The sequence below is a fragment of the Martinezella sp. CNPSo 3964 genome (assembly GCF_057784375.1).
On record NZ_JBXSOW010000010.1, the window covers coordinates 50,975 to 69,314 of the forward strand.

The following is an 18,340-nucleotide window of genomic DNA, read 5'->3' on the forward strand; positions in this document are numbered from 1 at the left end:
CAAGGAGATAGAAGGATGAATGCAAGCGTGAACGCCGCCGATCTTTCAGAGATGACATTTCCCCTTACTCCGCGCTCCATGCCACATGTCCTGCTTTCGCTGATCCGCAATCCACTTGATGCGCTGCCGCCGGAAGTCTTCACCGAGCCCATGGTCTTTACTCAATTGGGCGGCAAGCTGCGGATCTATCTCACGGATCCAGAACTCATCTATCAGACGCTGGTGCGCAATTCCGATGCGCTCGGCAAAGGCGAGGACGTGCGTCGCGTGTTGGGACCAGCTCTCGGCAACGGCATTCTCACCTCCGATGGCGCCCATTGGAAATGGCAGCGTCAATCGGTGGCCGGCGCCTTTCGTCACGAGAAATTGCTGGAATTGCAGCCAGCCATGATCGCGGCCGCAAGCCGCAGGCGCGACCTCTGGCTCACCTACAAGAACAGCTCCATCGACCTGTGTCAGGAAATGATGCGCACCACCTTCGATATTATCGTCGATACGATGATGTCGGGCGGCGATGGCATCGATGTCGACAAGGTCGAGCGCAATATTACCAACTACCTCAAGCCGACAGGCTGGAAATTCGCGTTCGGCCTGCTTGGCCTGCCCGACTGGATGCCACATCCCGGCAAGGAAAAGGCGCGATCAGCCGTCGCCTTCTTGCGAACTACTCTTGGCGCGGTGATTGCCGAACGACGACGCAGCGGCAAGGAGCGTAGCGATCTCGTGTCCATGCTGCTCGACGCGGCCGATCCCGAAACCGGCCGCATGATGACGGACGAAGAGGTGATCGACAATCTGATGACCTTCATTACCGCCGGACATGAGACGACGGCGCTCGGTCTTGCCTGGACCTTTCATCTTCTCGCCCGCCATCCGGACTGCCAGGCGAGGCTCTTCGAAGAGATCGCCACCGTGACCGAGGGCGGCCCGCTGACGGCCGAACATCTCGGCAAGCTCACCTATGCCCGACAGGTCTTCTCCGAAGCCATGCGGCTTTATCCGCCGGCGCCAATCGTTTCGCGCGCGGTAACCAGCGAATTTACCATGGGTGCACATACGATCCCGGCCGGCACCATTATCTATGTGCCAATCTACGCCGTGCACCATCATGCAGACCTTTGGGAAGATCCGCAGGTTTTCGATCCCGACCGCTTTGAGCCGGAGGTGGCAAGAAACCGCCATCGCTACGCCTTCATGCCCTTCGGCGCCGGTCCGCGCGTCTGCATCGGCAATGGCTTTGCGATGATGGAGGCCGTCGCAATCCTCGCCGTGCTCCTGCAGAAATTCCGCGTAGCCGGCTCGAGCGAGCCTTCGCCCAAGCCGGTCATGAAGGTCACGTTGCGGCCCATGCATCCGCTGTCGATCAACCTCATCGAGCGATAGTCGAGCGGGCCGCCTGCCCGGACAGGCACGAAAGGGCGTCTCAGCCGCCCCATGTCTGTTCGAGAACCCGGATCCAGTTCTGATGGGCGATCTTGGCAAGCGACTGATCGTCGAACCCATGCACACGCAGGGCGTCGATCAGCTTCGGCAGGCCGCTTGCATCGCCGAGCGCCGCCGGAATGGTCGTACCGTCGAAATCGGAACCGAGCGCGACATGCTCGATGCCGATGCGCTCGGCAATATAAGCGACGTGGCGAACAAGAATGTCGAGCGGCGTATCCGTGTTTCTCACGCCGTCGTCACGCAGGAAGAGCACGCCGAAATTGATCCCGACCAACCCGCCGGTATCGCGGATCGCGTCGAGCTGCTTGTCGGTCAGATTGCGGCTATGCGGGCTGATGGCATGCGCATTCGAATGCGAGGCTACCAGCGGCGCATTCGAGAGTTTGGCGATATCCCAGAATCCCTGCTCGTTCATGTGCGAGAGATCGATCATAATCCTGAGCTCGTTGCAGGCACGGATCAGATCCTTGCCCGCATCGGTGAGCCCGGGGCCGATATCCGGCGTCGAAGGGAAACGGAAAGGCACACCATAAGCAAAGACATTGGGGCGGCTCCAGACAGGTCCAAGCGTCCGCAGGCCGGCCTGATGCAGGACGTAAAGCGCATCGAGATCGGCCGCGACCGCTTCCGCACCTTCGATGTGGAACACCGCGGCGAACTGGCCTTCGGCAATCGAACCCTTGATATCAGCGGCCGAGCGGCAGACCTTCACAGCTCCCTCGGAGCGTGCTTCGATCGCAAGCAGAAGCCGCGCCATCGCCAGAGTTTCGTTCAGTGCGTCGGGCTGGGCAGGTGTCGCGAAATCGGCATTTTCAGCCTTCGGCTGATCCGGCGACGGAATGAATATGGCGCAAAGGCCACCCGCGAGGCCACCACGGCGAGCGCGAGGCAGATCGATATGCCCGGCAGCTTCGCCATTCAGGAAAGCGTTGACGGAATTCAAGCCACCGCGGCGCAGCCGAAGCAGCACGTCATTATGGCCATCGAAGACGGGGATTATCGAGGATTCGGTCATGTCTCATTCCAAAAATTGCGGTTGATATCTGCCTAGGCAAGCTTGGCAGGATGGGCAACTGCAAACTACGCATAGGGGCTGTGAAAACGGAACTGGTCGTTCGCAAGGCATCCCCGTCAAAGCCTTCGGGAAATACGATAGCAACCGAGCGGTGCCAAGCAGGATGAGGCAAAAGCGGAATAGTTTCGGAACGATTTTGCAAAGCGCCTGTATGGAGCAAATTTTCGTTTGCGCCTGGATGTGCTTGCACAGAGGATGCCGACCCCTATGCAGCGTTTGACTTGGAAAATGTACCGGCAGGAGACAGATCGGTTCGGACAGCGGCCATATTTTGCGACAATTGCAGCGGGAATATAGGTTTGGCGACCCGCAAGACTTGCCTTTTCGAAAAGGCGCAGCAAATGAAAGTCTTGATATGGTGAAAGAGCTAGGAATACGGCAGGAATTACAGCAGCATATCGGCTCGCTGAAGAAGGCGGCTCGAAGCGGAGACAGCCGCCTGCTTGAATGATGGATAGAGAGTTGATGGCGGCGCTCATGTTCTGTCCTGGCCGTATTCGAGGAGGACGGATTGTCTGATTTTCGGCGCGAAGAACGATCCGAATCTGCGTCAGACGAGGCGGAGGATCAGCCAAGGCGCAAGGACAGAAAGTCCTTGCAGTCAGAGCGGCGGCGTTTTCCGCGACCGGAGACGGCAGCGACGGAGGAAGCCCTGCCACCGCCGGCCTTGCAGCCGTTGAAATTCTCGACACGTGACATCGAGCCGGCTGCGCAATTTGCCGCCTGGCAAGCCTATGTTGCTCCCGTGGCCGACGTGCGACTGCCGGACAATGTCTCGCCGGAAGCCGGCTTTCCGGCCGACCATATCGCGTGGAATCTTGGCGGCATGCTCATCGTTCAGCAAGATACGCCGCCCCACAGCTATATGCGCTCGCAAGCGAAGGCGAAAACCAACCACATCGATCACTGGCACATTTCCTTGCTGAGCAACGGCCGGACCTGGACAGAGGTCGATGGCCGTGTTTTGGAAGGCAAGCCCGGCAAGGTGGAACTGCGATCGCTGGGACAGCCATTTCGAGGGCGCTCGACCGAGGCAACGGCCCTCTCGCTCTTTCTGCCGAGGGCATTGCTGTTCGACGTTCCGACACCGGTGGAGATCGAGAACAATATCGCCCTCTCCGGCGTGTTCACCAACATGTTGATCGAATTCCTCGATAGTGTCGAAAACAATCTTCCACGCTTTGCAGCGACCGATCTGCCGCACGTCGTCCAGACGGTGCGCAATATGATTGTGGCTTCCGTTTCGACTTCGGCGGCGCAATCGACCGGCATGGAGCAACACAGCACCCTCGCCGTGACGGAGCGCGTGCGGCGGTTCGTGGAAGGCAACCTCACGTCAGGCGACCTGACGGTAGAGCACATATGTCGCGAGCTCGGCATATCCCGCACCAGGCTCTATCAGATATTCGAACAATATGGTGGCGTGCATCACTATATTCAGCGCCGTCGTCTCCTGTCTGCTCATGCCGCCCTCAGCGATCCCGCCAATCGGGAGCAGATCGTCGATATCGCCTTTGCCGTCGGCTTTTCCTCGGCTGCGCACTTCAGCCGGGCCTTCGGCAAGGAATTCGGATATAGTCCCCGTGAAGCCAGAAACCTCACCATACCCCGCTATCTAGGGCAGATCGTCTCGCCGGCATCGTCCGACAGCAGTCACTCCTTCGATGAATGGCTGAAAACCCTCGGCTATTATCACTAGACAGCGAATTTGATGCTTCGAGGCATGCGCGGGAGCGGAGGGCGCGCGGGCGGAGCGCGTCTTGCCGCCAATCCCCGCATCAGCCCCAAAACCGCACTTCAGCAATCGCGAAAATGGACGCTGCTGCAAGTTTCAGGATGTACGGCTAACGACATATGGTGCGTAACCCATTAAAAAAGAAGCATAATAGTCGTTTGGGCACCAAAGCTCTGGTGTTTGGTAAATGTACCCTGCGTCCACCGGAGCAAGTCTTAGGGAAAAACAGCAATGGTATCTACTCGCCAGACAATAGAGATCAGCAAGCCTCAGCATCCCGTCAATGACTCATACCGCGCGGTCGAGCGCGAAGAGGTTCTTGAAGTGGCCTTCCGCGACTTCGTTCAAATGGCGCTTACCGCAGGTTGGAACGAGCCGGAAGTCGCTTTGACCTTGGCCGATATTGCCGATGACTATGTGATGGCTCTCGCTGGTAGAGTTGCTGAGAAATAGTATTCCGCGTCCGTCCGCGCTCCGCAGGGGTGAGCACGAACGGTTGGAAGCAGCTCTTCAGCATGCCGTCGGTGACACCGCTAACAACAACAAGAAGGCGGTTCACCGGCGGCATGAATTTTACTCGACAAGCAGTCAGCATGCTTCCTTCATGCCCTGCCCCATCTAGGCAAGATTTGTAGAAAGCGGGTCACGATGAAGATCAGGCAACATCTCTGGTTTCAGCATGACATGGAAACAGCGATAGAACTTTACACGTCGCTTATCCCGGGTTCGGCAGCAGGATGGGTCTCAAATATTCTCACCGACAATCTCAATGGACCAGCCGGCAGCGTAAAGTTTGCAGGTTTCACACTTGGAAATCGCGCCTATATGGGTTTCGAGGCAGGGCCATTCGACCGCTCAGAGCATAGTTCTTCCATCACCGTCGAGTGTGCGTCACAGGACGAGGCGGACCGTTTGCGTTATGCGCTAGGGAAAAGCCGTCCAGACGATCGTGGCCTTGTGAGAGATCCGTGGGGCATATATTGGCAGTTTCTGGTCAAGCAGCAGAGCGCCGACACCAAAATATCCGCCACATCTGAGCAAGTCAGCAGCATCACGGCTGCAAAGAAGAAATTCGCCGCCGCTTAAAAGCGCGCGACAAAACTATCGCAAAATTCGAAGGTCGCGGCAAACGCATAGCTTTCAGCCAGTCGAAAGCATGCGCTGCCGTGATGTAGGCGGAGGCCGATCCACACTCGGCTTCCGCTTGTGCTCTATTTTGAGCGTCAGTCGATAACCGGGCAGCCGCGCCGATTGCCGAAGACCATGCGGTCTGGACCGCCATCGTTCCAGCCGCGGACAACGATGCGCCGGCCGTTGCTGTCGATCGAATCGATGCGACGGAAGCCTTCCGCCCGCGCGGCGCGCATGAGATCGCGTCTGTCGCAGCCGCGATCACGATCCCAGCCCCTGTCACGATCACGATCACGATCACGATCACGGTCCCAGCCGCGCGGCGGACCTCTCCAGTCCCGACCTTGGTCGCGCTGCCAGGGCGGCGGCGGTGCATCGCCGTCATCGCCGCCGTAATATTGCGCCGAAGCGACAGACGTCATCAGTTGCAACGCGGCCAATCCGACCACGGCAACACGCGAAATCCGTACCAAACCTTCAAGCATTTCCCTTACCCCCATTTCCTGTCTTTTAGACGGGGATAGAGATACGCCGATTCGCATGAACTCTGCCTGAACACAGCCGGAGCCAGATTGAGCGCCGCTCTGTGGCAAGATCGCAGCGCTTTTGCGCAACATGCCTCAGCTGAAAGGAAAGGCGCGAAACTCATCCCTCTCCTCAGCGCGAGCCGAGAGCACATGAAGGCGCGGACAGGCATTCACATCGAGGACATCAGGCAACATCTCGCGGGTGAAGCGAAGCGCGACGGCACTGGTGATATCTGCCTGGAGCGGCCGTGTACCAAAAAGCCAGGAACCGGCCTGCGGCATCTCTGCCTCCAGCAAGCGATATGCCGCCGCAAGCTGACCGTGAACCCGATCGAGCCAGGGCTGATGCTGCTTTTCCATGGGGCGCAGATTATGCTCATAGACGATCTGAACCGTCTTCTCGCACGCCGCCAATGCAAGACCGATGATCCGCAGAGACCGGGAATGAGCCTGCGGATCGAGGGGTATGAGGCTGCGTCCGGGCGCTGCAATGCGTTCGGCATGCTCGAGTATCAGGCTCGAATCCATCAAAACGGTTCCATCATCCGTGACGAGCGACGGCGCCTTCACGACCGGATTGATGCCGGCAAAAGCGTCGAAAGCGCTGAAGACAGAAAGCGGCTCATGCACAAATGCTATATCGAGCGCACGTAACGATATCGCCACGCGCCTGACAAAAGGCGAATCCAGCATTCCGATCAGTCTCATATCCACCACCATCTCTTTCTTCGTGCAAGCGCAAGGACCGCGCCGTGACCCGATGAGGAATAGTAGTCGTGGGCGGATGGCCATTGCCAGTGGCCGAAAAAGCCATTACCGCAAGGATCATGCCAAAGAACGCCAATCCGCTTGTCATCATCGCCGCCTATGACCAACTTTGCACGTTCGAATTCGGATGCGCCTTCGAAGTGTTCGGATTGTCGCGCCCGGAAATGGGTTCGGGCTGGTATCGCTGCATGACCGCGGTAGTGGAACCCGGGCTCATTCGAGCTGCCGGCGGCCTTACCGTCAATTCGGACGGCGGCCTTGAGCTGTTCGATCAGGCGGATACGATCGTCATACCGGGGTGGCGCGGACCAGACGCCGTTGTGCCCGAGCTGCTCCTAGAAGCGCTGCGGAAAGCTCACGCCAAGGGCGCAAGGCTGGTGTCGATCTGCGGAGGCGCCTTCGTGCTGGCTCAAACCGGCCTGTTGTCCGGTAGACGCGCCACGACCCACTGGCATCATGCCGGAAGGCTTGCCGCCGCCTATCCGGACATCGATGTCGAGCCGCATTCCCTCTATGTCGATGAAGGCGACATATTGACATCGGCCGGCAGTGCTGCCGGGCTCGACCTTTGCATTCATGTCGTGCGCAAGGATTTTGGCGCCAAGGCTGCCAATAGCGTGGCCCGGCGCCTTGTCGTCGCCGCCCATCGCGAAGGCGGCCAAACGCAGTTCATCGAGCGGCCGGTCGCAGCACGTAGTACCACGCGGCTATCTGCGTTGCTGGATGTGATCCGGGGAGACCTCGCACAACAATGGAGTGTCCAGCGCATGGCGGAGGAAGCTTGCATAAGCGTGCGAAGCCTGCATCGCCATATTCGCGAGGCGATGGGAATTGCACCGGGAGAATGGCTTCAGAACGAACGTCTGGCTCGAGCGCGCGAGCTTCTGGAAGAAACAGGCCTTCCCGTTTCGGTCATTGCAATGCATGTCGGCCTGGGAAGCGCCACGAACTTCCGTCATCATTTTCGCGCAAGCGTCGGATTGTCACCGACAGCCTATCGATCGCGTTTCCGCAGCGCCGGTGGCGAGCACGAAGCCGCGTCCTCGACTAAACAATAGCCATCATCTATCGCGTTTTGGAGCCTTTGGAGATGTAAGGCCAGCCCCGACCGCGCGGCGAGGGGCCGTCCGCGAAAGCCTGCCTCCGCCGTGCCAGTCCGTGATTGCCGAATGGACGGATTGAGATAGAAGCATCGCGCCCGCCAGACAATAGAGCAGCACGATGATGGCTGCTTCGACGATCAGAGGCAGAAATGCAAAGCGAGCGCCCGAGCTTTCTTCCTCTTCAGGGAGCAGATCAGGCAGGCCGAGGATCATCGCCGTCAACGGCGAGGCAAGGATAGCAACGAAAGCGACACCATGAATCCAGAGGCGAAACCGAGGCAATTTCCCCGCCACCCAAAAGGCCAGAAGCGGAGCGCCTATATTGCATATCAGGCCAAGTGAAACAGCGATCTCTGTCGGCAGGATCGAATCGTCGTGCATGAATTCCCAATCCTTCAATGCTACTCAGATTAGTACCATGCACGCCAGGAAACAACTTGATCGTCTGTGCCGCCACCCCATAGGCGCGAAGTTTTCACTGCCACAAATGGTCGGAAATCATTGCCACCATGGCTCGCGGCGATGCCATTTGAGATCCCGACGGCGGCTCCTTCCGGCAGCCTTCCTGTCGCCCTTCAGATGATCCAGATAACCGCCCAAGACGCTGTTGATGAAGACATGGGTTTTCGTCAGACGCGAGCCGAGCCGCCTGAATCTGGCTTCCTTGTCTCGCTCCATCTGCTGGAGCACTTTCCAGAAGACGAAGCTGTCATGGCTTTCCTTCATGGTCAGGAAATAGCCGGAGGAATAGGCACCTTCGAAGCGGTCGATAAAGGTCAATGTTGCGGGATGGCGTAGATTGTATCCAACCCATCCGCATTCGGGATAAATCCTCCTGTTCAGATAGGTGGCAAGCTGATTTCCACGCGGCGCTATCCTATCGAGAAAGCTTTTCGGAATGGCTCTGTGGGTCACGGTATCGGCATCGAGCCATATCAGCTGGTCGACCATGTTGTGATAGCGTCTGACGGCATCAGCAACCGCAAAGACCTTGTTAGAAAAGCGCACGGCATCCCAGCGGAAGTCACGTACCAGCCCATTGCGTGACGGAATCCATCCATTTGCCTGTGGATTGTCACCGTGGGCCTCGCGAAAATCGCGCAGCCGGGGCAAAGCCTTGCAATGATCGAATACCAGAAGGCGGCGGTCCTTCTCCTCGATTTCGACATCCTCGGCATAGACGACCAGAGAGACGTCCTTTGGCCAGCAAGCGAGGAAGGTCTCGATGCATTTCTTGCCGTATTCGCGATAACCCTTTTCATTGAAGGTGGTGACAACGATATGGCTCAACTCTTCCCGTCGCCACGGATTGGTAAGGAACATCGGCAATCGGACTCCCCAATAAGGTAAACTCTCGGTCGGTCTATCCGATCGTTTTGCCTTACCGTTTTCCGAATGTTTCCAAACCGTGAATTTTTCGGGAAATCTTATTGCCAAGCTTAGGTTTGCAATGCCCGGCACCCTCATGGAGACCTCGGAGCCTAACTGGCCGAAGCCGAAATGCCGTCAAAGTCATTCCCGGCGATCGTTTATCTGAACATGATCGCTTCCGGCGAACTTTTCCTTTTCCGCCAGTCGGACAACGGATGCAGATTCTCTTGCCGACCGTCGCTGTATGTGCGGTTTACTTGATGGTGAAATCAGTCGTTTCCATCACTTTGCCGTTGACGGAAAACTCGATCTCATAGCTCCCGACGGGCCAACCATTGTTCGGTTTCGTCATCGAGGATTTCACATGGTTGGTCAGCGAACCGATATGCAGATTGACACTGTTGATCTTGTAATTCGGTGGCGCCGCTCCCCCGGTGTCGACGGCAACCCATGCGATGTTAACATCACTCCCCGACGGCACGTCCTTCGTCAGATGGGCTGACACAAAAATCTTCGGCGTATCGGGAGCAAAGCTGCTTTGAGCAGCATCCGAATCCTCCTTAGTCGAAATGACGATATCTTTGAAACCAACGGCCCATGCACCCGAGGAAATTGCGGATATGGCACTGGCGGCAAAAGCGAAAATCACAGCCTGGAGGAATCGCATTTTCGAAGATCCTTTGCTTGAGAAGAGCACATCGTGCCGAGCGAAAGAGGCGGTCACAGCACGTCACTGTTTCCGAGTTCAAGCAATCAACGAAAGGGATATTGGTCGCCATCGCGCGCTGGCAAGGCTTGGACTTTCATCGCGTCGTCGGCAGAGAAAAATTATGAAGAGATCTCAGGAAGCGCTGCCAGCCGCTCCATAACCGTCAATTCCCGCGATTGTCGGCGTAAACACGATGGTTTTCGGCATCGCATCGCGGTTGCTCATGACCGCTTGGCGCACCAATTGTGCCGCAACCTCGCCGATAGCGCGCCTGGGCGAGCGGGACGTTGCGATCGGCGCAGGCAGCGAACCGACCAGATCCAGCCCGTTGAAACCGGCAATCAGGATCTTCTTTGGAACTGCAACGCCCAGCTCCATGCAGGCAAACAGCCCGCCGCTCGCCATGTCGTCGTTGGAGTAATAGATGCAATCGAGATCCGGCACCGCCGCGAGCATGGTCGTCGTCAGCTGTTTTCCAAGCGCGATCGAGGAAAATGCATCATCGATCTGCTGTTCGGCAAACCCCAGACCATGGGCATGCAGGACGCGTTCGAAGCCAGCCTTGCGCTTGCCCGCACGCAGATCCCGAGCCAGAGCGCTGCCGACATAACCGAACCGTCTTCGCCCAGCCGCAATCAACGCTTCGGCCATACCCTCTCCCGCCGCGCCATGGGACAAACCGACATTGAAATCAATCGGCGTGCCGTCGAGATCCATGAGCTGGATGACCGGAATATTGGCGTGGCGGAGCAGATCCGCCGTCTCTTCCGGCTGATCGAGCCCGGTGACGATGATGGCGCAGGGTTGCCAGGAGAGCATGTCGCGGATGATCTCGCGCTCCTTGGCGACATCATAGTCGGATATGCCGAACACGGCTTGCATGCCGGAGCCGTCAAGCCCAGCGGAAATGCCGGCAAGCACCTCCGGAAAGACAATGTTCGACATGCTGGGGACGACGACAGCAACCAGGTTTGTGCGCTGCGAGGATAGCGAGAGTGCCAGCCTGTTGCCGACATAGTTCATCCGCGTTGCCGCAGCGAGAACCTTGTCGCGCGTCTCGCTGGAGACATCGGCAACGCCCCGAAGCGCACGCGACGCCGTCATCTTGCTCACGCCCGCTTCGATCGCGACTTCTTCCAGAGTGGGTTTGCGCATCCCCAAGCAACCCTCGATGAACCATGGCGGCTGGCACGATGCCGCTCCTCTTCATAGAATGTTTCCTGGAAAAGGCAAACATCCGCCTATTGACAATTACCGGAAAATTGAGGCTTGTTATCGATACCGGTATCGGTAACATAGCCAAAAATTGCAGAGGTAGCAGCGTGTTGAACACGAAGAAGACCGCCGTCATCGGCCTGGGATCCATGGGTTGGGGCGCTGCCCTATCCCTTCTAAAGGCGGGCTTTGTCGTACGCGGCTGCGATGTCCGCAGCGAGGTTCTCACCCGTCTTGCCGAGAGCGGCGGCACGCCCTGCACGACGCCGGCATCTGCCGCTGAGGACGCTGACGTGATCCTTGTCTATGTCGTCAACAGCAAGCAGGTCGAAGATGTCCTATTCGGGCAGAGCGGCGCGCTGGAAACTGCTCGTCCTTCGACCACATTCCTGCTCTGCGCCACCATGGCACCGAGTGCGACGACAGCCATTGCCGAAAAGCTTGAGGCAGCCGGCATGTTCGTCATCGACGCCCCTGTCTCCGGTGGCCATGTCCGCGCGCTTTCAGGCGAGATCACCGTCATGGCATCCGGCACACCCGAGGCCTTCGATAAGGCGTCAGCGGTGCTCGACGCCATCTCGGCCAAGGTATTCCGGCTGGGGGATCGCCCCGGCGCCGGCTCGCAGGTCAAGATGATCAATCAGCTGCTGGCCGGCGTGCACATCGCCGCAACGGCCGAGGCCATGACGCTTGCCGCCAAGGCCGGCATCGATCTGAAAACGCTCTATGATGTGATCTGCGTATCGGCCGGCTCGTCCTGGATGTTCGAAAATCGCGGCGAGCACATCGTATCCGGTGACTATACGCCGCGATCGGCGGTCAATATCTTCGTCAAGGATCTCGGCATCGTGACGTCGGAGGCCGGCAAAGCCGGTGCTGTTACCCCACTCGCTGCCGCCGCCCTTGATCTCTTCGAGGAAGCATCGCAAGCAGGTTTCGGCCTTGAAGACGACGCCGCCGTCGCAAAAATCCTCGCCGCCAAGAGCGGCGCCAGCCTTCCCGGAGTAAAGGACTAGACAATGGCGCTCCTGCTTGGCTGCATCGCCGACGACTTCACCGGGGCGACCGATCTTGCCGCACTGCTGGCGCGCAGCGGACTGCCCGTTTCGCTGCGGATCGGCATTCCGCAGGAGAAGCGCGATCGGAGCGAGATAGCCGCCTTCGAGGTCATCGCCTTGAAATGCCGGACTTCGCCGGTCGAGGTCGCCGTTAAACAGGCACATCGGGCGCTGGCATGGCTGAGGGAAGCCGGCGCGAGCCGCTTCTTCTGGAAATACTGCTCGACATTCGACAGCACCGCCGAAGGCAATATCGGTCCTATCGCTGAGATGCTGATGGCCGAGACGGGTGCTGCCCAGACGATCTATTGCCCGGCCTTTCCGGAAAACGGACGCAGTGTCTTCATGGGTCATCTCTTTGTCGGCGAGCAGCTTCTGTCGGAGAGTCCGATGAAGGACCATCCGCTGACGCCGATGCGCGATTCCAGTCTTGTGCGGCTTCTGACGCCGCAGGTGGCGAGTGCGGTCGGCCTTGCCAATCGCAACGTCGTCTCGAAGGGTGCGGCAGCGCTGAAGACGCGCTTGGAACAGCTCCACGGCGACGATATCCGGCATGTGATCGTCGATGCCGTTTGCGACGATGATCTCCGCACGATTGCTGCAGCATCCTTCCACATGACGCTATTGACGGGCGGCAGCGCGATTGCTGGCCAGCTTCCGCAATTCTACATCAAGCAGGGTCTCGCCAGCCTCTCCGAACATCGCCAGGCACTGCCAAAGGTCGCCGGCGGTTCGATCGTCCTATCCGGCAGTTGCTCCGCCATGACGCGCCGGCAGGTTGCCCATTATGCCGGCAAAGTCGCCAGCTTGCGGCTCAATCCTATCGTGCTGGCTCAGCAAGGCGCCGGCGCTGCGCTGGAGTGGCTGCGTCAACAGTCCCCCGATGCACCGAAGCTGATTTACGCCACCGCCGAGCCCGACGAGGTGCGGCGGGCACAGGAGCGATTGGGGCGGGATAAGGCTGGCCAAGTGGTCGAAGACGCACTTTCCGAGATCGCCCACGAGGCCTTCGATTGCGGCACACGCCGCTTCGTCGTCGCCGGCGGCGAGACTTCGGGCGCAATTACGCAGGCGCTCGGCGTCACGCATCTGGCGATCGGCCCGGAAATTGCGCCCGGTGTCCCATGGACCTTCGCGGCGGTCGATGGAAGGCAGATCGCACTTGCACTGAAATCGGGAAACTTTGGCGGCGAAGACTTCTTCACGGATGCTTTCGACCGATTGGAGACCGCATGAGCGAAGAAGCAGCACTGCGCGAACATATATGCATGATGGCCAAGTCGCTCTACGATCGCGGCCTGACAGCTGGCTCCTCCGGGAATATCTCCGCGCGTCTCAGCGACGGGCGCCTGCTGGTGACCCCGACGGGCAGCTCCTTCGGACGCCTCGATCCCGCGCGCCTGTCGCTTTTCGACAGCGAAGGACGCCTAATCGGCGGAGACAAGCCGACGAAGGAAATGCCGCTGCATGCTGCCTTCTACGAGACACGGCCAAAAAAAACAGGCGCCGTCGTCCACCTTCATTCCAGCCATTCGGTTGCGCTTTCGATCCTGCCTGACGTCGATGCCGACAACATGCTGCCACCCCTGACCGCCTATTCGATCATGAAACTCGGCAAGGTAAAGCTGCTGCCCTATTTCATGCCGGGTGATCCGGCCATGGGTGATGCCATCCGCGGCCTTGCCGGCAAGCGCAGCGCCGTGATGCTGGCGGCACACGGACCGGTCGTCTCCGCTAGGGATCTGGAAGCGGCTGTTTATGCGATAGAAGAACTGGAGGAGACGGCAAAGCTTGCCATGCTGACGCGCGGGGCCAATCCTTCGCTGCTGTCGGATGCCCAAATCACCGATCTCGTTCGTACCTATGACGTGGAGTGGGACTGAACATGACGCGCTTTTCCGCCAATCTGGGTTTCCTGTGGCAGGAGCTTTCCCTCCCCGACGCGATCCGCGCCGCCAAGGCCGCCGGCTTCGACGCCGTGGAATGCCACTATCCCTATGACACGCCCGCTGAGACCGTGCGTCAGGCATTGCAGGAAACCGGCCTTCCCATGCTCGGCCTCAACACCGCCCGCGGCAATGTCGCGGCTGGCGACAATGGTCTTGCCGCCATTTCAGGGCGAGAGGAAGAAGCCCGCGACCTCATCGATCAGGCGATCGATTATGCAGCCGCCATCGGCACACCGAACGTGCATGTGATGGCTGGCAAGGCCCGCGGCGAAGAGGCCCGGGCCACCTTCATCGCCAATCTCCGCTATGCCTGCGAACGCACCGGCAAGGTGGGGGTGACCGTGCTGATCGAGCCGCTCAATCACCGCGACGCGCCGGGTTACTTCCTGCAGACCGCGGATCAGGCGCTCGACATCATAGCTGCGGTCAGCGCCGATAACCTCAAGCTGATGTTCGACTGCTATCACCTCCAGATCATGCAGGGCGACCTGACACACAGGCTGCAGGCGCATCTAGCCGCAATCGGCCATATTCAGATTGCCGCCGTTCCGGACCGGCGCGAACCTGATCACGGAGAAATCGATTACCGTCACATTCTGCAGTTCCTGGAAAAGCTTGGCTATGACAAGCCGATCGGCGTGGAGTATCGGCCGGCGACCACGACGGATGCCGGGCTTGCCTGGCTGCAAGCGTACAAATGAAGCAAAGGCCGGCATCCCGGATGCCTGAGTGCCACCACAGACATTCACTCGGGAATTCTCCCGAACACTGATATCAGCCTATTGGGAGGAAACGCCGATATGCATGTTTTGATTTTGGGCGCTGCGGGCATGGTCGGCCGCAAGCTTATCAACCGTATTGCCGCCGAGCCGGAAATTCTCGGCCGGACCATCGACCGCCTCACACTGGTCGATGCCTTCAAGCCGGCGGTGCCGGAAGAGCTTGCATCCATATCCAAGGCTTTGACGATCGACCTTGCGACATCAGGCGTTGCGGAAAAGCTGATCGAAGACCGCCCGGATATGATCTTCCATCTCGCCGCCATCGTCTCCGGCGAGGCCGAGGCCGACTTCGACAAGGGCTACACGGTCAATCTCGACGGCACGCGGTCACTCTTCGAAGCCATTCGCCAGCAGGGCCTGAAATCCGCCTATATCCCCCGCGTCATCTTCGCCTCCTCCATCGCCGTGTTCGGCACGCCCTTCCCCGATATCATCGACGACGAATTCCTGACCGCACCGTTGACGAGCTACGGCACCCAGAAGGCGATTGCCGAGCTCCTGCTTGCCGATTATTCGCGCCGCGGCATTTTCGACGGCATCGGGATCCGACTGCCGACCATTTGCGTTCGGCCCGGCGCTCCAAACAAGGCGGCCTCCGGCTTCTTTTCGAACATCCTGCGCGAGCCGCTTGTCGGAAGACCAGCCATCCTGCCTGTCAGCGATACGGTGCGGCACTGGTTTGCAAGCCCACGAGCAGCGGTCGGCTTTTTCATGCACGCCGCAACGCTCGATACCGCGAAGGTCGGGCCGCGGCGCAACCTCACCATGCCCGGACTTTCGGCGCTCGTTTCCGACGAGATCGATGCCCTGCGCCGTGTCGGCGGCGACAAGGCGGTTGCGCTTATCCGCCGCGAGCCCGATCCGGTGATCGAACGCATCGTCTCGGGATGGGCGACCCAATTCGACGCGAAGCGCGCGAGCGCGCTCGGCTTCAAGGCCGAACAAAGCTTTGACGAGATCCTGCAGGCGCACATCGAAGACGAATTGGAAGGGAGAGTTGCATGACGGAAGTGTCATCGCAAAACGCAATCGCGCTGGTGACCGGCGGCGGCACGGGTATCGGCCGGGCCATTGCCAAGGCGCTCGGCTCGGCAGGTTTCAAGGTCGTCATCTCGGGGCGACGGGCTGATGTTCTCGAAAAGGCGGCCCGCGAGCTCTGCGAGGAAACCGAGGCGGAATTTCTTGCGGTTGCGGCCGATGTCAGCGACCCCGCGTCAGTTCGCAGCCTTTTCGATGCGATCGCAGACCGCTACGGCCGCCTCGACCTTCTGGTCAACAATGCCGGCATGGGACTGCCGGCCGTGCCGATGGAAGAGCTGAGCTTCGAGCAATGGAACGCCATTGTCGGCGCAAACCTGACCGGCGCGTTCCTGTGCACACAGCAGGCCTTCCGCCTGATGAAAGCCCAGGTGCCGCAAGGCGGCCGCATCATCAACAACGGTTCGATATCGGCAACGACGCCGCGGCCGCATTCGGCACCCTATACGGCCACGAAGCACGCGATCACCGGTTTGACGAAATCGACAGCACTCGACGGCCGTCCCTTCGATATCGCCTGCGGCCAGATCGATATCGGCAATGCGGCCACCGAGATGACGGCGCGGATGAGCGGCGGCGTGCTGCAGGCAAATGGCGAGACCGCGGCGGAGCCGACGATCTCGGCAGAGCATGTCGCACGCGCTGTCGTCTACATGGCAACCTTGCCACTCGACGCCAACGTTCTCTCGATGACCGTCATGGCGACAAAGATGCCGCTTGTGGGCAGAGGGTAAAAGAGATTGGCAGCATCGTGCGTACGATGCTGCCGTCTTTATGGTTTGGGCTATTCGTTAGATAGCCGGGCGCGCCGAAGGCTTGACTTGCCTTCGTTCGATCAGACCGCCGACGCTGAAGATCAAGATCTCGATCTCCGTATCGATCTTGTCACCGTCGAGCAGCCGGACGACATCGTCTATGCCTGATACCGCATGGCCGTCGATGGCAAGCAGATAGTCGCCCTCCTGCAAGCCGCCCTTTTCGGCTGGACTATCCTTTTCGACGCGACGCAGACGCACGGCCGTCGAATGCGTAACGCCAGCCTCGAGCGCGATGCGCCGATGCAGCTCGACCGTATCGGCGGCGATGCCGATATAGGCGCGCCGGACATGGCCGAAGCGCAGGATCTCGGACACAACATGCTTGGCCGTGTTTGAAGCAACCGAGAATGCGATGCTCTGCGCACCCTGGATGACGGCGGTATTGACGCCGATCACCTCGCCGGCAGATGACACCAGCGGACCGCCGGAGTTACCGGGGTTGAGGGCCGCATCCGTCTGGATGATGTCTTCCATCAAGCGACCGCTTGCTGCGCGCATCGAGCGCCCAAGCGCCGAGACGATGCCCGCCGTGACGGTCCATTCGAAGCCGAGCGGATTGCCGATGGCAATCGCGATATGGCCGCGCTTCAGCGATTTGGAATCACCAAGTTTCGCCCAATTACCGGGCCAGTCATTGGCACGGATGAGCGCGAGGTCGGTATCCGGGTCGCGCCCGAGCACCCGTCCCTCGACGGTCGCCCCTTCAGGGGTCTTGATGCGCACGGCCTTTGCGTCGTCAACGACATGATTGTTGGTCACGACCAAGCCATCCGGCGAAATGGCAAAGCCGGACCCGTGGCCAGCGCGGCCGCCCAAACGCTCGATCCGGCTGACGGCCGGACCGACGAGATCAACGGCACCTGATACCGATTGGGAATAGGCATCCAGCAGCCCAGCATCGGATGACGGCTGGATGTCGCGATCAATGAAGCCCATGAAAACTCCTCCGACGCAGGCGCGTCGCTACGAGGACCGGCAGCAACTGTTGGGAAGCAGGAGGCTGTCAGTTCGACAGATTGAAGTGGTGACTATTCAAATGAGATGTCGCCCTATCGAGTTCAAGAGCCAACCGAACGCACACATTCGCCTCACCTTCCGACAACTGAGATCAGCTCTTTTCCTGCTGCAACAGCCGCTCGAGCTCCCGTTCCTGCATCGCGATGGCTTGCGTGACGAACCGCAGGACCACCTTCTTTTCCGCCTCGGAAAACTGCTTGAGCATCTGCGCGCCGGCCTCTTCGATAGGACCATAGGCTTCGCGTCCCAGCCTGATCGCCTTCTCGGATGGCGCCACCAGCACACGACGTCGGTCGTTCGGATCTGGCACGCGGTGGAGAAGGTCGCGCGCCGAAAGACGATCGATCAACGCCGTAACCGAGGGAGGCGCAAGACCGATGGCCTTGGCGACGGCGTTCGCAGGTTGCGGCGCGCGCATGATCACGCTGAGGCAGCGCCGCTCGGCGCTGTTCAGCCCATGCAGCTTGCCAAAGGTTTCGTCGAAGCTCTCGGTCGCCTCCTGCCAGCGCATGCAGGCAAGGCTGATGGCTTCGACAAGGCGCTGCTCATCTTCATTTGACTTTTGTTCGATCATCGAATAATTCATTTATCAAACTAT

General features: G+C 59.4%; 20 protein-coding genes. 11 read left to right on the forward strand and 9 right to left on the reverse strand.

What is annotated here, in order from left to right; translation table 11 throughout:
* The first annotated feature begins 15 nt into the window (after positions 1-15).
* Complete coding sequence (locus AC13Q5_RS26410) at positions 16-1,383, forward strand: cytochrome P450 (protein ID WP_488503708.1); 1,368 nt, start codon at positions 16-18, stop codon at positions 1,381-1,383.
* Between the two features lie 40 nt (positions 1,384-1,423).
* Here the strand turns inward: AC13Q5_RS26410 and AC13Q5_RS26415 are convergent, their stop codons facing one another.
* On the reverse strand, positions 1,424-2,461 hold the full coding sequence (locus AC13Q5_RS26415; RefSeq protein WP_075853186.1) for a dipeptidase: 1,038 nt from the start codon (positions 2,459-2,461) through the stop codon (positions 1,424-1,426).
* 655 nt (positions 2,462-3,116) lie between these two features.
* Between AC13Q5_RS26415 and AC13Q5_RS26420 the strand changes: the two genes are divergently transcribed.
* From AC13Q5_RS26420 to AC13Q5_RS26430, 3 genes are all read left to right on the forward strand, one after another.
* Positions 3,117-4,220: a helix-turn-helix domain-containing protein gene (locus tag AC13Q5_RS26420; RefSeq protein ID WP_083961348.1), complete on the forward strand. Its 1,104-nt coding sequence runs from the start codon at positions 3,117-3,119 to the stop codon at positions 4,218-4,220.
* A 267-nt stretch (positions 4,221-4,487) separates the two neighbouring features.
* The gene (locus tag AC13Q5_RS26425) at positions 4,488-4,709 is read left to right on the forward strand and encodes a hypothetical protein (protein WP_075853184.1); all 222 of its coding nucleotides are present in this window, start codon (positions 4,488-4,490) and stop codon (positions 4,707-4,709) included.
* A 195-nt stretch (positions 4,710-4,904) separates the two neighbouring features.
* Positions 4,905-5,342 carry a VOC family protein gene (locus tag AC13Q5_RS26430; RefSeq protein ID WP_488503709.1) on the forward strand — a complete coding sequence of 146 codons (438 nt, stop codon included), beginning with the start codon at positions 4,905-4,907 and terminating at the stop codon, positions 5,340-5,342.
* 137 nt (positions 5,343-5,479) lie between these two features.
* On the opposite strand, the gene AC13Q5_RS26435 is transcribed toward AC13Q5_RS26430, so the two are convergent.
* Positions 5,480-5,872 carry a hypothetical protein gene (locus AC13Q5_RS26435; protein ID WP_488503710.1) on the reverse strand — a complete coding sequence of 131 codons (393 nt, stop codon included), beginning with the start codon at positions 5,870-5,872 and terminating at the stop codon, positions 5,480-5,482.
* A 135-nt stretch (positions 5,873-6,007) separates the two neighbouring features.
* Positions 6,008-6,622, reverse strand: coding sequence for a glutathione S-transferase (locus AC13Q5_RS26440; RefSeq protein WP_075853286.1), 615 nt, complete (start codon positions 6,620-6,622; stop codon positions 6,008-6,010).
* A gap of 89 nt (positions 6,623-6,711) precedes the next feature.
* Between AC13Q5_RS26440 and ftrA the strand changes: the two genes are divergently transcribed.
* Positions 6,712-7,740 (forward strand): transcriptional regulator FtrA, encoded by a 1,029-nt coding sequence (ftrA, locus tag AC13Q5_RS26445; protein ID WP_488503711.1) that lies wholly within the window; start codon positions 6,712-6,714, stop codon positions 7,738-7,740.
* Positions 7,741-7,743: 3 nt separating this feature from the next.
* Here the strand turns inward: ftrA and AC13Q5_RS26450 are convergent, their stop codons facing one another.
* From AC13Q5_RS26450 to AC13Q5_RS26465, 4 genes are all read right to left on the reverse strand, one after another.
* Positions 7,744-8,166, reverse strand: coding sequence for a hypothetical protein (locus AC13Q5_RS26450; protein ID WP_488503712.1), 423 nt, complete (start codon positions 8,164-8,166; stop codon positions 7,744-7,746).
* A 117-nt stretch (positions 8,167-8,283) separates the two neighbouring features.
* Positions 8,284-9,108, reverse strand: a complete 825-nt coding sequence (locus AC13Q5_RS26455; RefSeq protein ID WP_488503713.1) for a hypothetical protein — start codon at positions 9,106-9,108, stop codon at positions 8,284-8,286.
* 301 nt (positions 9,109-9,409) lie between these two features.
* Positions 9,410-9,823: a hypothetical protein gene (locus AC13Q5_RS26460; RefSeq protein WP_488503714.1), complete on the reverse strand. Its 414-nt coding sequence runs from the start codon at positions 9,821-9,823 to the stop codon at positions 9,410-9,412.
* A gap of 174 nt (positions 9,824-9,997) precedes the next feature.
* The gene (locus AC13Q5_RS26465; protein WP_075853180.1) at positions 9,998-11,020 is read right to left on the reverse strand and encodes a LacI family DNA-binding transcriptional regulator; all 1,023 of its coding nucleotides are present in this window, start codon (positions 11,018-11,020) and stop codon (positions 9,998-10,000) included.
* A 167-nt stretch (positions 11,021-11,187) separates the two neighbouring features.
* On the opposite strand from AC13Q5_RS26465, the gene ltnD reads away from it, so the two are divergent.
* The 6 genes from ltnD to AC13Q5_RS26495 all read left to right on the forward strand — a co-directional run bounded on the left by ltnD (position 11,188) and on the right by AC13Q5_RS26495 (position 16,641).
* Positions 11,188-12,096: an L-threonate dehydrogenase gene (gene ltnD / locus AC13Q5_RS26470; protein WP_488503715.1), complete on the forward strand. Its 909-nt coding sequence runs from the start codon at positions 11,188-11,190 to the stop codon at positions 12,094-12,096.
* Positions 12,097-12,099: 3 nt separating this feature from the next.
* Positions 12,100-13,374 (forward strand): 3-oxo-tetronate kinase, encoded by a 1,275-nt coding sequence (otnK, locus tag AC13Q5_RS26475; protein WP_488503716.1) that lies wholly within the window; start codon positions 12,100-12,102, stop codon positions 13,372-13,374.
* On the forward strand, positions 13,371-14,021 hold the full coding sequence (gene otnC / locus AC13Q5_RS26480; RefSeq protein WP_488503717.1) for a 3-oxo-tetronate 4-phosphate decarboxylase: 651 nt from the start codon (positions 13,371-13,373) through the stop codon (positions 14,019-14,021). Before otnK ends, otnC begins: the two co-directional genes overlap by 4 nt.
* A gap of 2 nt (positions 14,022-14,023) precedes the next feature.
* Positions 14,024-14,788, forward strand: coding sequence for a hydroxypyruvate isomerase family protein (locus AC13Q5_RS26485; RefSeq protein WP_488503718.1), 765 nt, complete (start codon positions 14,024-14,026; stop codon positions 14,786-14,788).
* A 99-nt stretch (positions 14,789-14,887) separates the two neighbouring features.
* Complete coding sequence (gene denD / locus AC13Q5_RS26490) at positions 14,888-15,874, forward strand: D-erythronate dehydrogenase (RefSeq protein ID WP_488503719.1); 987 nt, start codon at positions 14,888-14,890, stop codon at positions 15,872-15,874.
* Positions 15,871-16,641: an SDR family oxidoreductase gene (locus AC13Q5_RS26495; RefSeq protein ID WP_488503720.1), complete on the forward strand. Its 771-nt coding sequence runs from the start codon at positions 15,871-15,873 to the stop codon at positions 16,639-16,641. The genes denD and AC13Q5_RS26495 overlap by 4 nt, the downstream gene beginning before the upstream one ends.
* A gap of 57 nt (positions 16,642-16,698) precedes the next feature.
* Here AC13Q5_RS26495 and AC13Q5_RS26500 read toward each other — a convergent pair whose 3' ends face one another.
* Together AC13Q5_RS26500 and AC13Q5_RS26505 are read right to left on the reverse strand one after the other, a co-directional pair.
* A complete protein-coding gene (locus AC13Q5_RS26500) occupies positions 16,699-17,661 on the reverse strand; it encodes a S1C family serine protease (protein ID WP_488503721.1) in 963 nt (320 codons plus the stop codon).
* Between the two features lie 172 nt (positions 17,662-17,833).
* Positions 17,834-18,316, reverse strand: a complete 483-nt coding sequence (locus tag AC13Q5_RS26505; protein ID WP_488503722.1) for a MarR family winged helix-turn-helix transcriptional regulator — start codon at positions 18,314-18,316, stop codon at positions 17,834-17,836.
* Positions 18,317-18,340 lie beyond the last annotated feature (24 nt).

What these genes read in the sequence shown, in the direction of transcription:
- AC13Q5_RS26465 (WP_075853180.1), bottom strand. Translation starts at nt 11,020, where the DNA reads ATGCGCAAACCCACTCTGGAAGAAGTCGCGATCGAAGCGGGCGTGAGC.
- AC13Q5_RS26450 (WP_488503712.1), bottom strand. Translation starts at nt 8,166, where the DNA reads ATGCACGACGATTCGATCCTGCCGACAGAGATCGCTGTTTCACTTGGC.
- AC13Q5_RS26440 (WP_075853286.1), bottom strand. Translation starts at nt 6,622, where the DNA reads ATGAGACTGATCGGAATGCTGGATTCGCCTTTTGTCAGGCGCGTGGCG.
- denD (WP_488503719.1), top strand. Translation starts at nt 14,888, where the DNA reads ATGCATGTTTTGATTTTGGGCGCTGCGGGCATGGTCGGCCGCAAGCTT.
- AC13Q5_RS26430 (WP_488503709.1), top strand. Translation starts at nt 4,905, where the DNA reads ATGAAGATCAGGCAACATCTCTGGTTTCAGCATGACATGGAAACAGCG.
- AC13Q5_RS26485 (WP_488503718.1), top strand. Translation starts at nt 14,024, where the DNA reads ATGACGCGCTTTTCCGCCAATCTGGGTTTCCTGTGGCAGGAGCTTTCC.
- AC13Q5_RS26425 (WP_075853184.1), top strand. Translation starts at nt 4,488, where the DNA reads ATGGTATCTACTCGCCAGACAATAGAGATCAGCAAGCCTCAGCATCCC.
- AC13Q5_RS26460 (WP_488503714.1), bottom strand. Translation starts at nt 9,823, where the DNA reads ATGCGATTCCTCCAGGCTGTGATTTTCGCTTTTGCCGCCAGTGCCATA.
- AC13Q5_RS26410 (WP_488503708.1), top strand. Translation starts at nt 16, where the DNA reads ATGAATGCAAGCGTGAACGCCGCCGATCTTTCAGAGATGACATTTCCC.
- AC13Q5_RS26435 (WP_488503710.1), bottom strand. Translation starts at nt 5,872, where the DNA reads ATGCTTGAAGGTTTGGTACGGATTTCGCGTGTTGCCGTGGTCGGATTG.
- AC13Q5_RS26415 (WP_075853186.1), bottom strand. Translation starts at nt 2,461, where the DNA reads ATGACCGAATCCTCGATAATCCCCGTCTTCGATGGCCATAATGACGTG.
- otnC (WP_488503717.1), top strand. Translation starts at nt 13,371, where the DNA reads ATGAGCGAAGAAGCAGCACTGCGCGAACATATATGCATGATGGCCAAG.
- AC13Q5_RS26455 (WP_488503713.1), bottom strand. Translation starts at nt 9,108, where the DNA reads ATGTTCCTTACCAATCCGTGGCGACGGGAAGAGTTGAGCCATATCGTT.
- AC13Q5_RS26500 (WP_488503721.1), bottom strand. Translation starts at nt 17,661, where the DNA reads ATGGGCTTCATTGATCGCGACATCCAGCCGTCATCCGATGCTGGGCTG.
- AC13Q5_RS26495 (WP_488503720.1), top strand. Translation starts at nt 15,871, where the DNA reads ATGACGGAAGTGTCATCGCAAAACGCAATCGCGCTGGTGACCGGCGGC.
- AC13Q5_RS26505 (WP_488503722.1), bottom strand. Translation starts at nt 18,316, where the DNA reads ATGATCGAACAAAAGTCAAATGAAGATGAGCAGCGCCTTGTCGAAGCC.
- otnK (WP_488503716.1), top strand. Translation starts at nt 12,100, where the DNA reads ATGGCGCTCCTGCTTGGCTGCATCGCCGACGACTTCACCGGGGCGACC.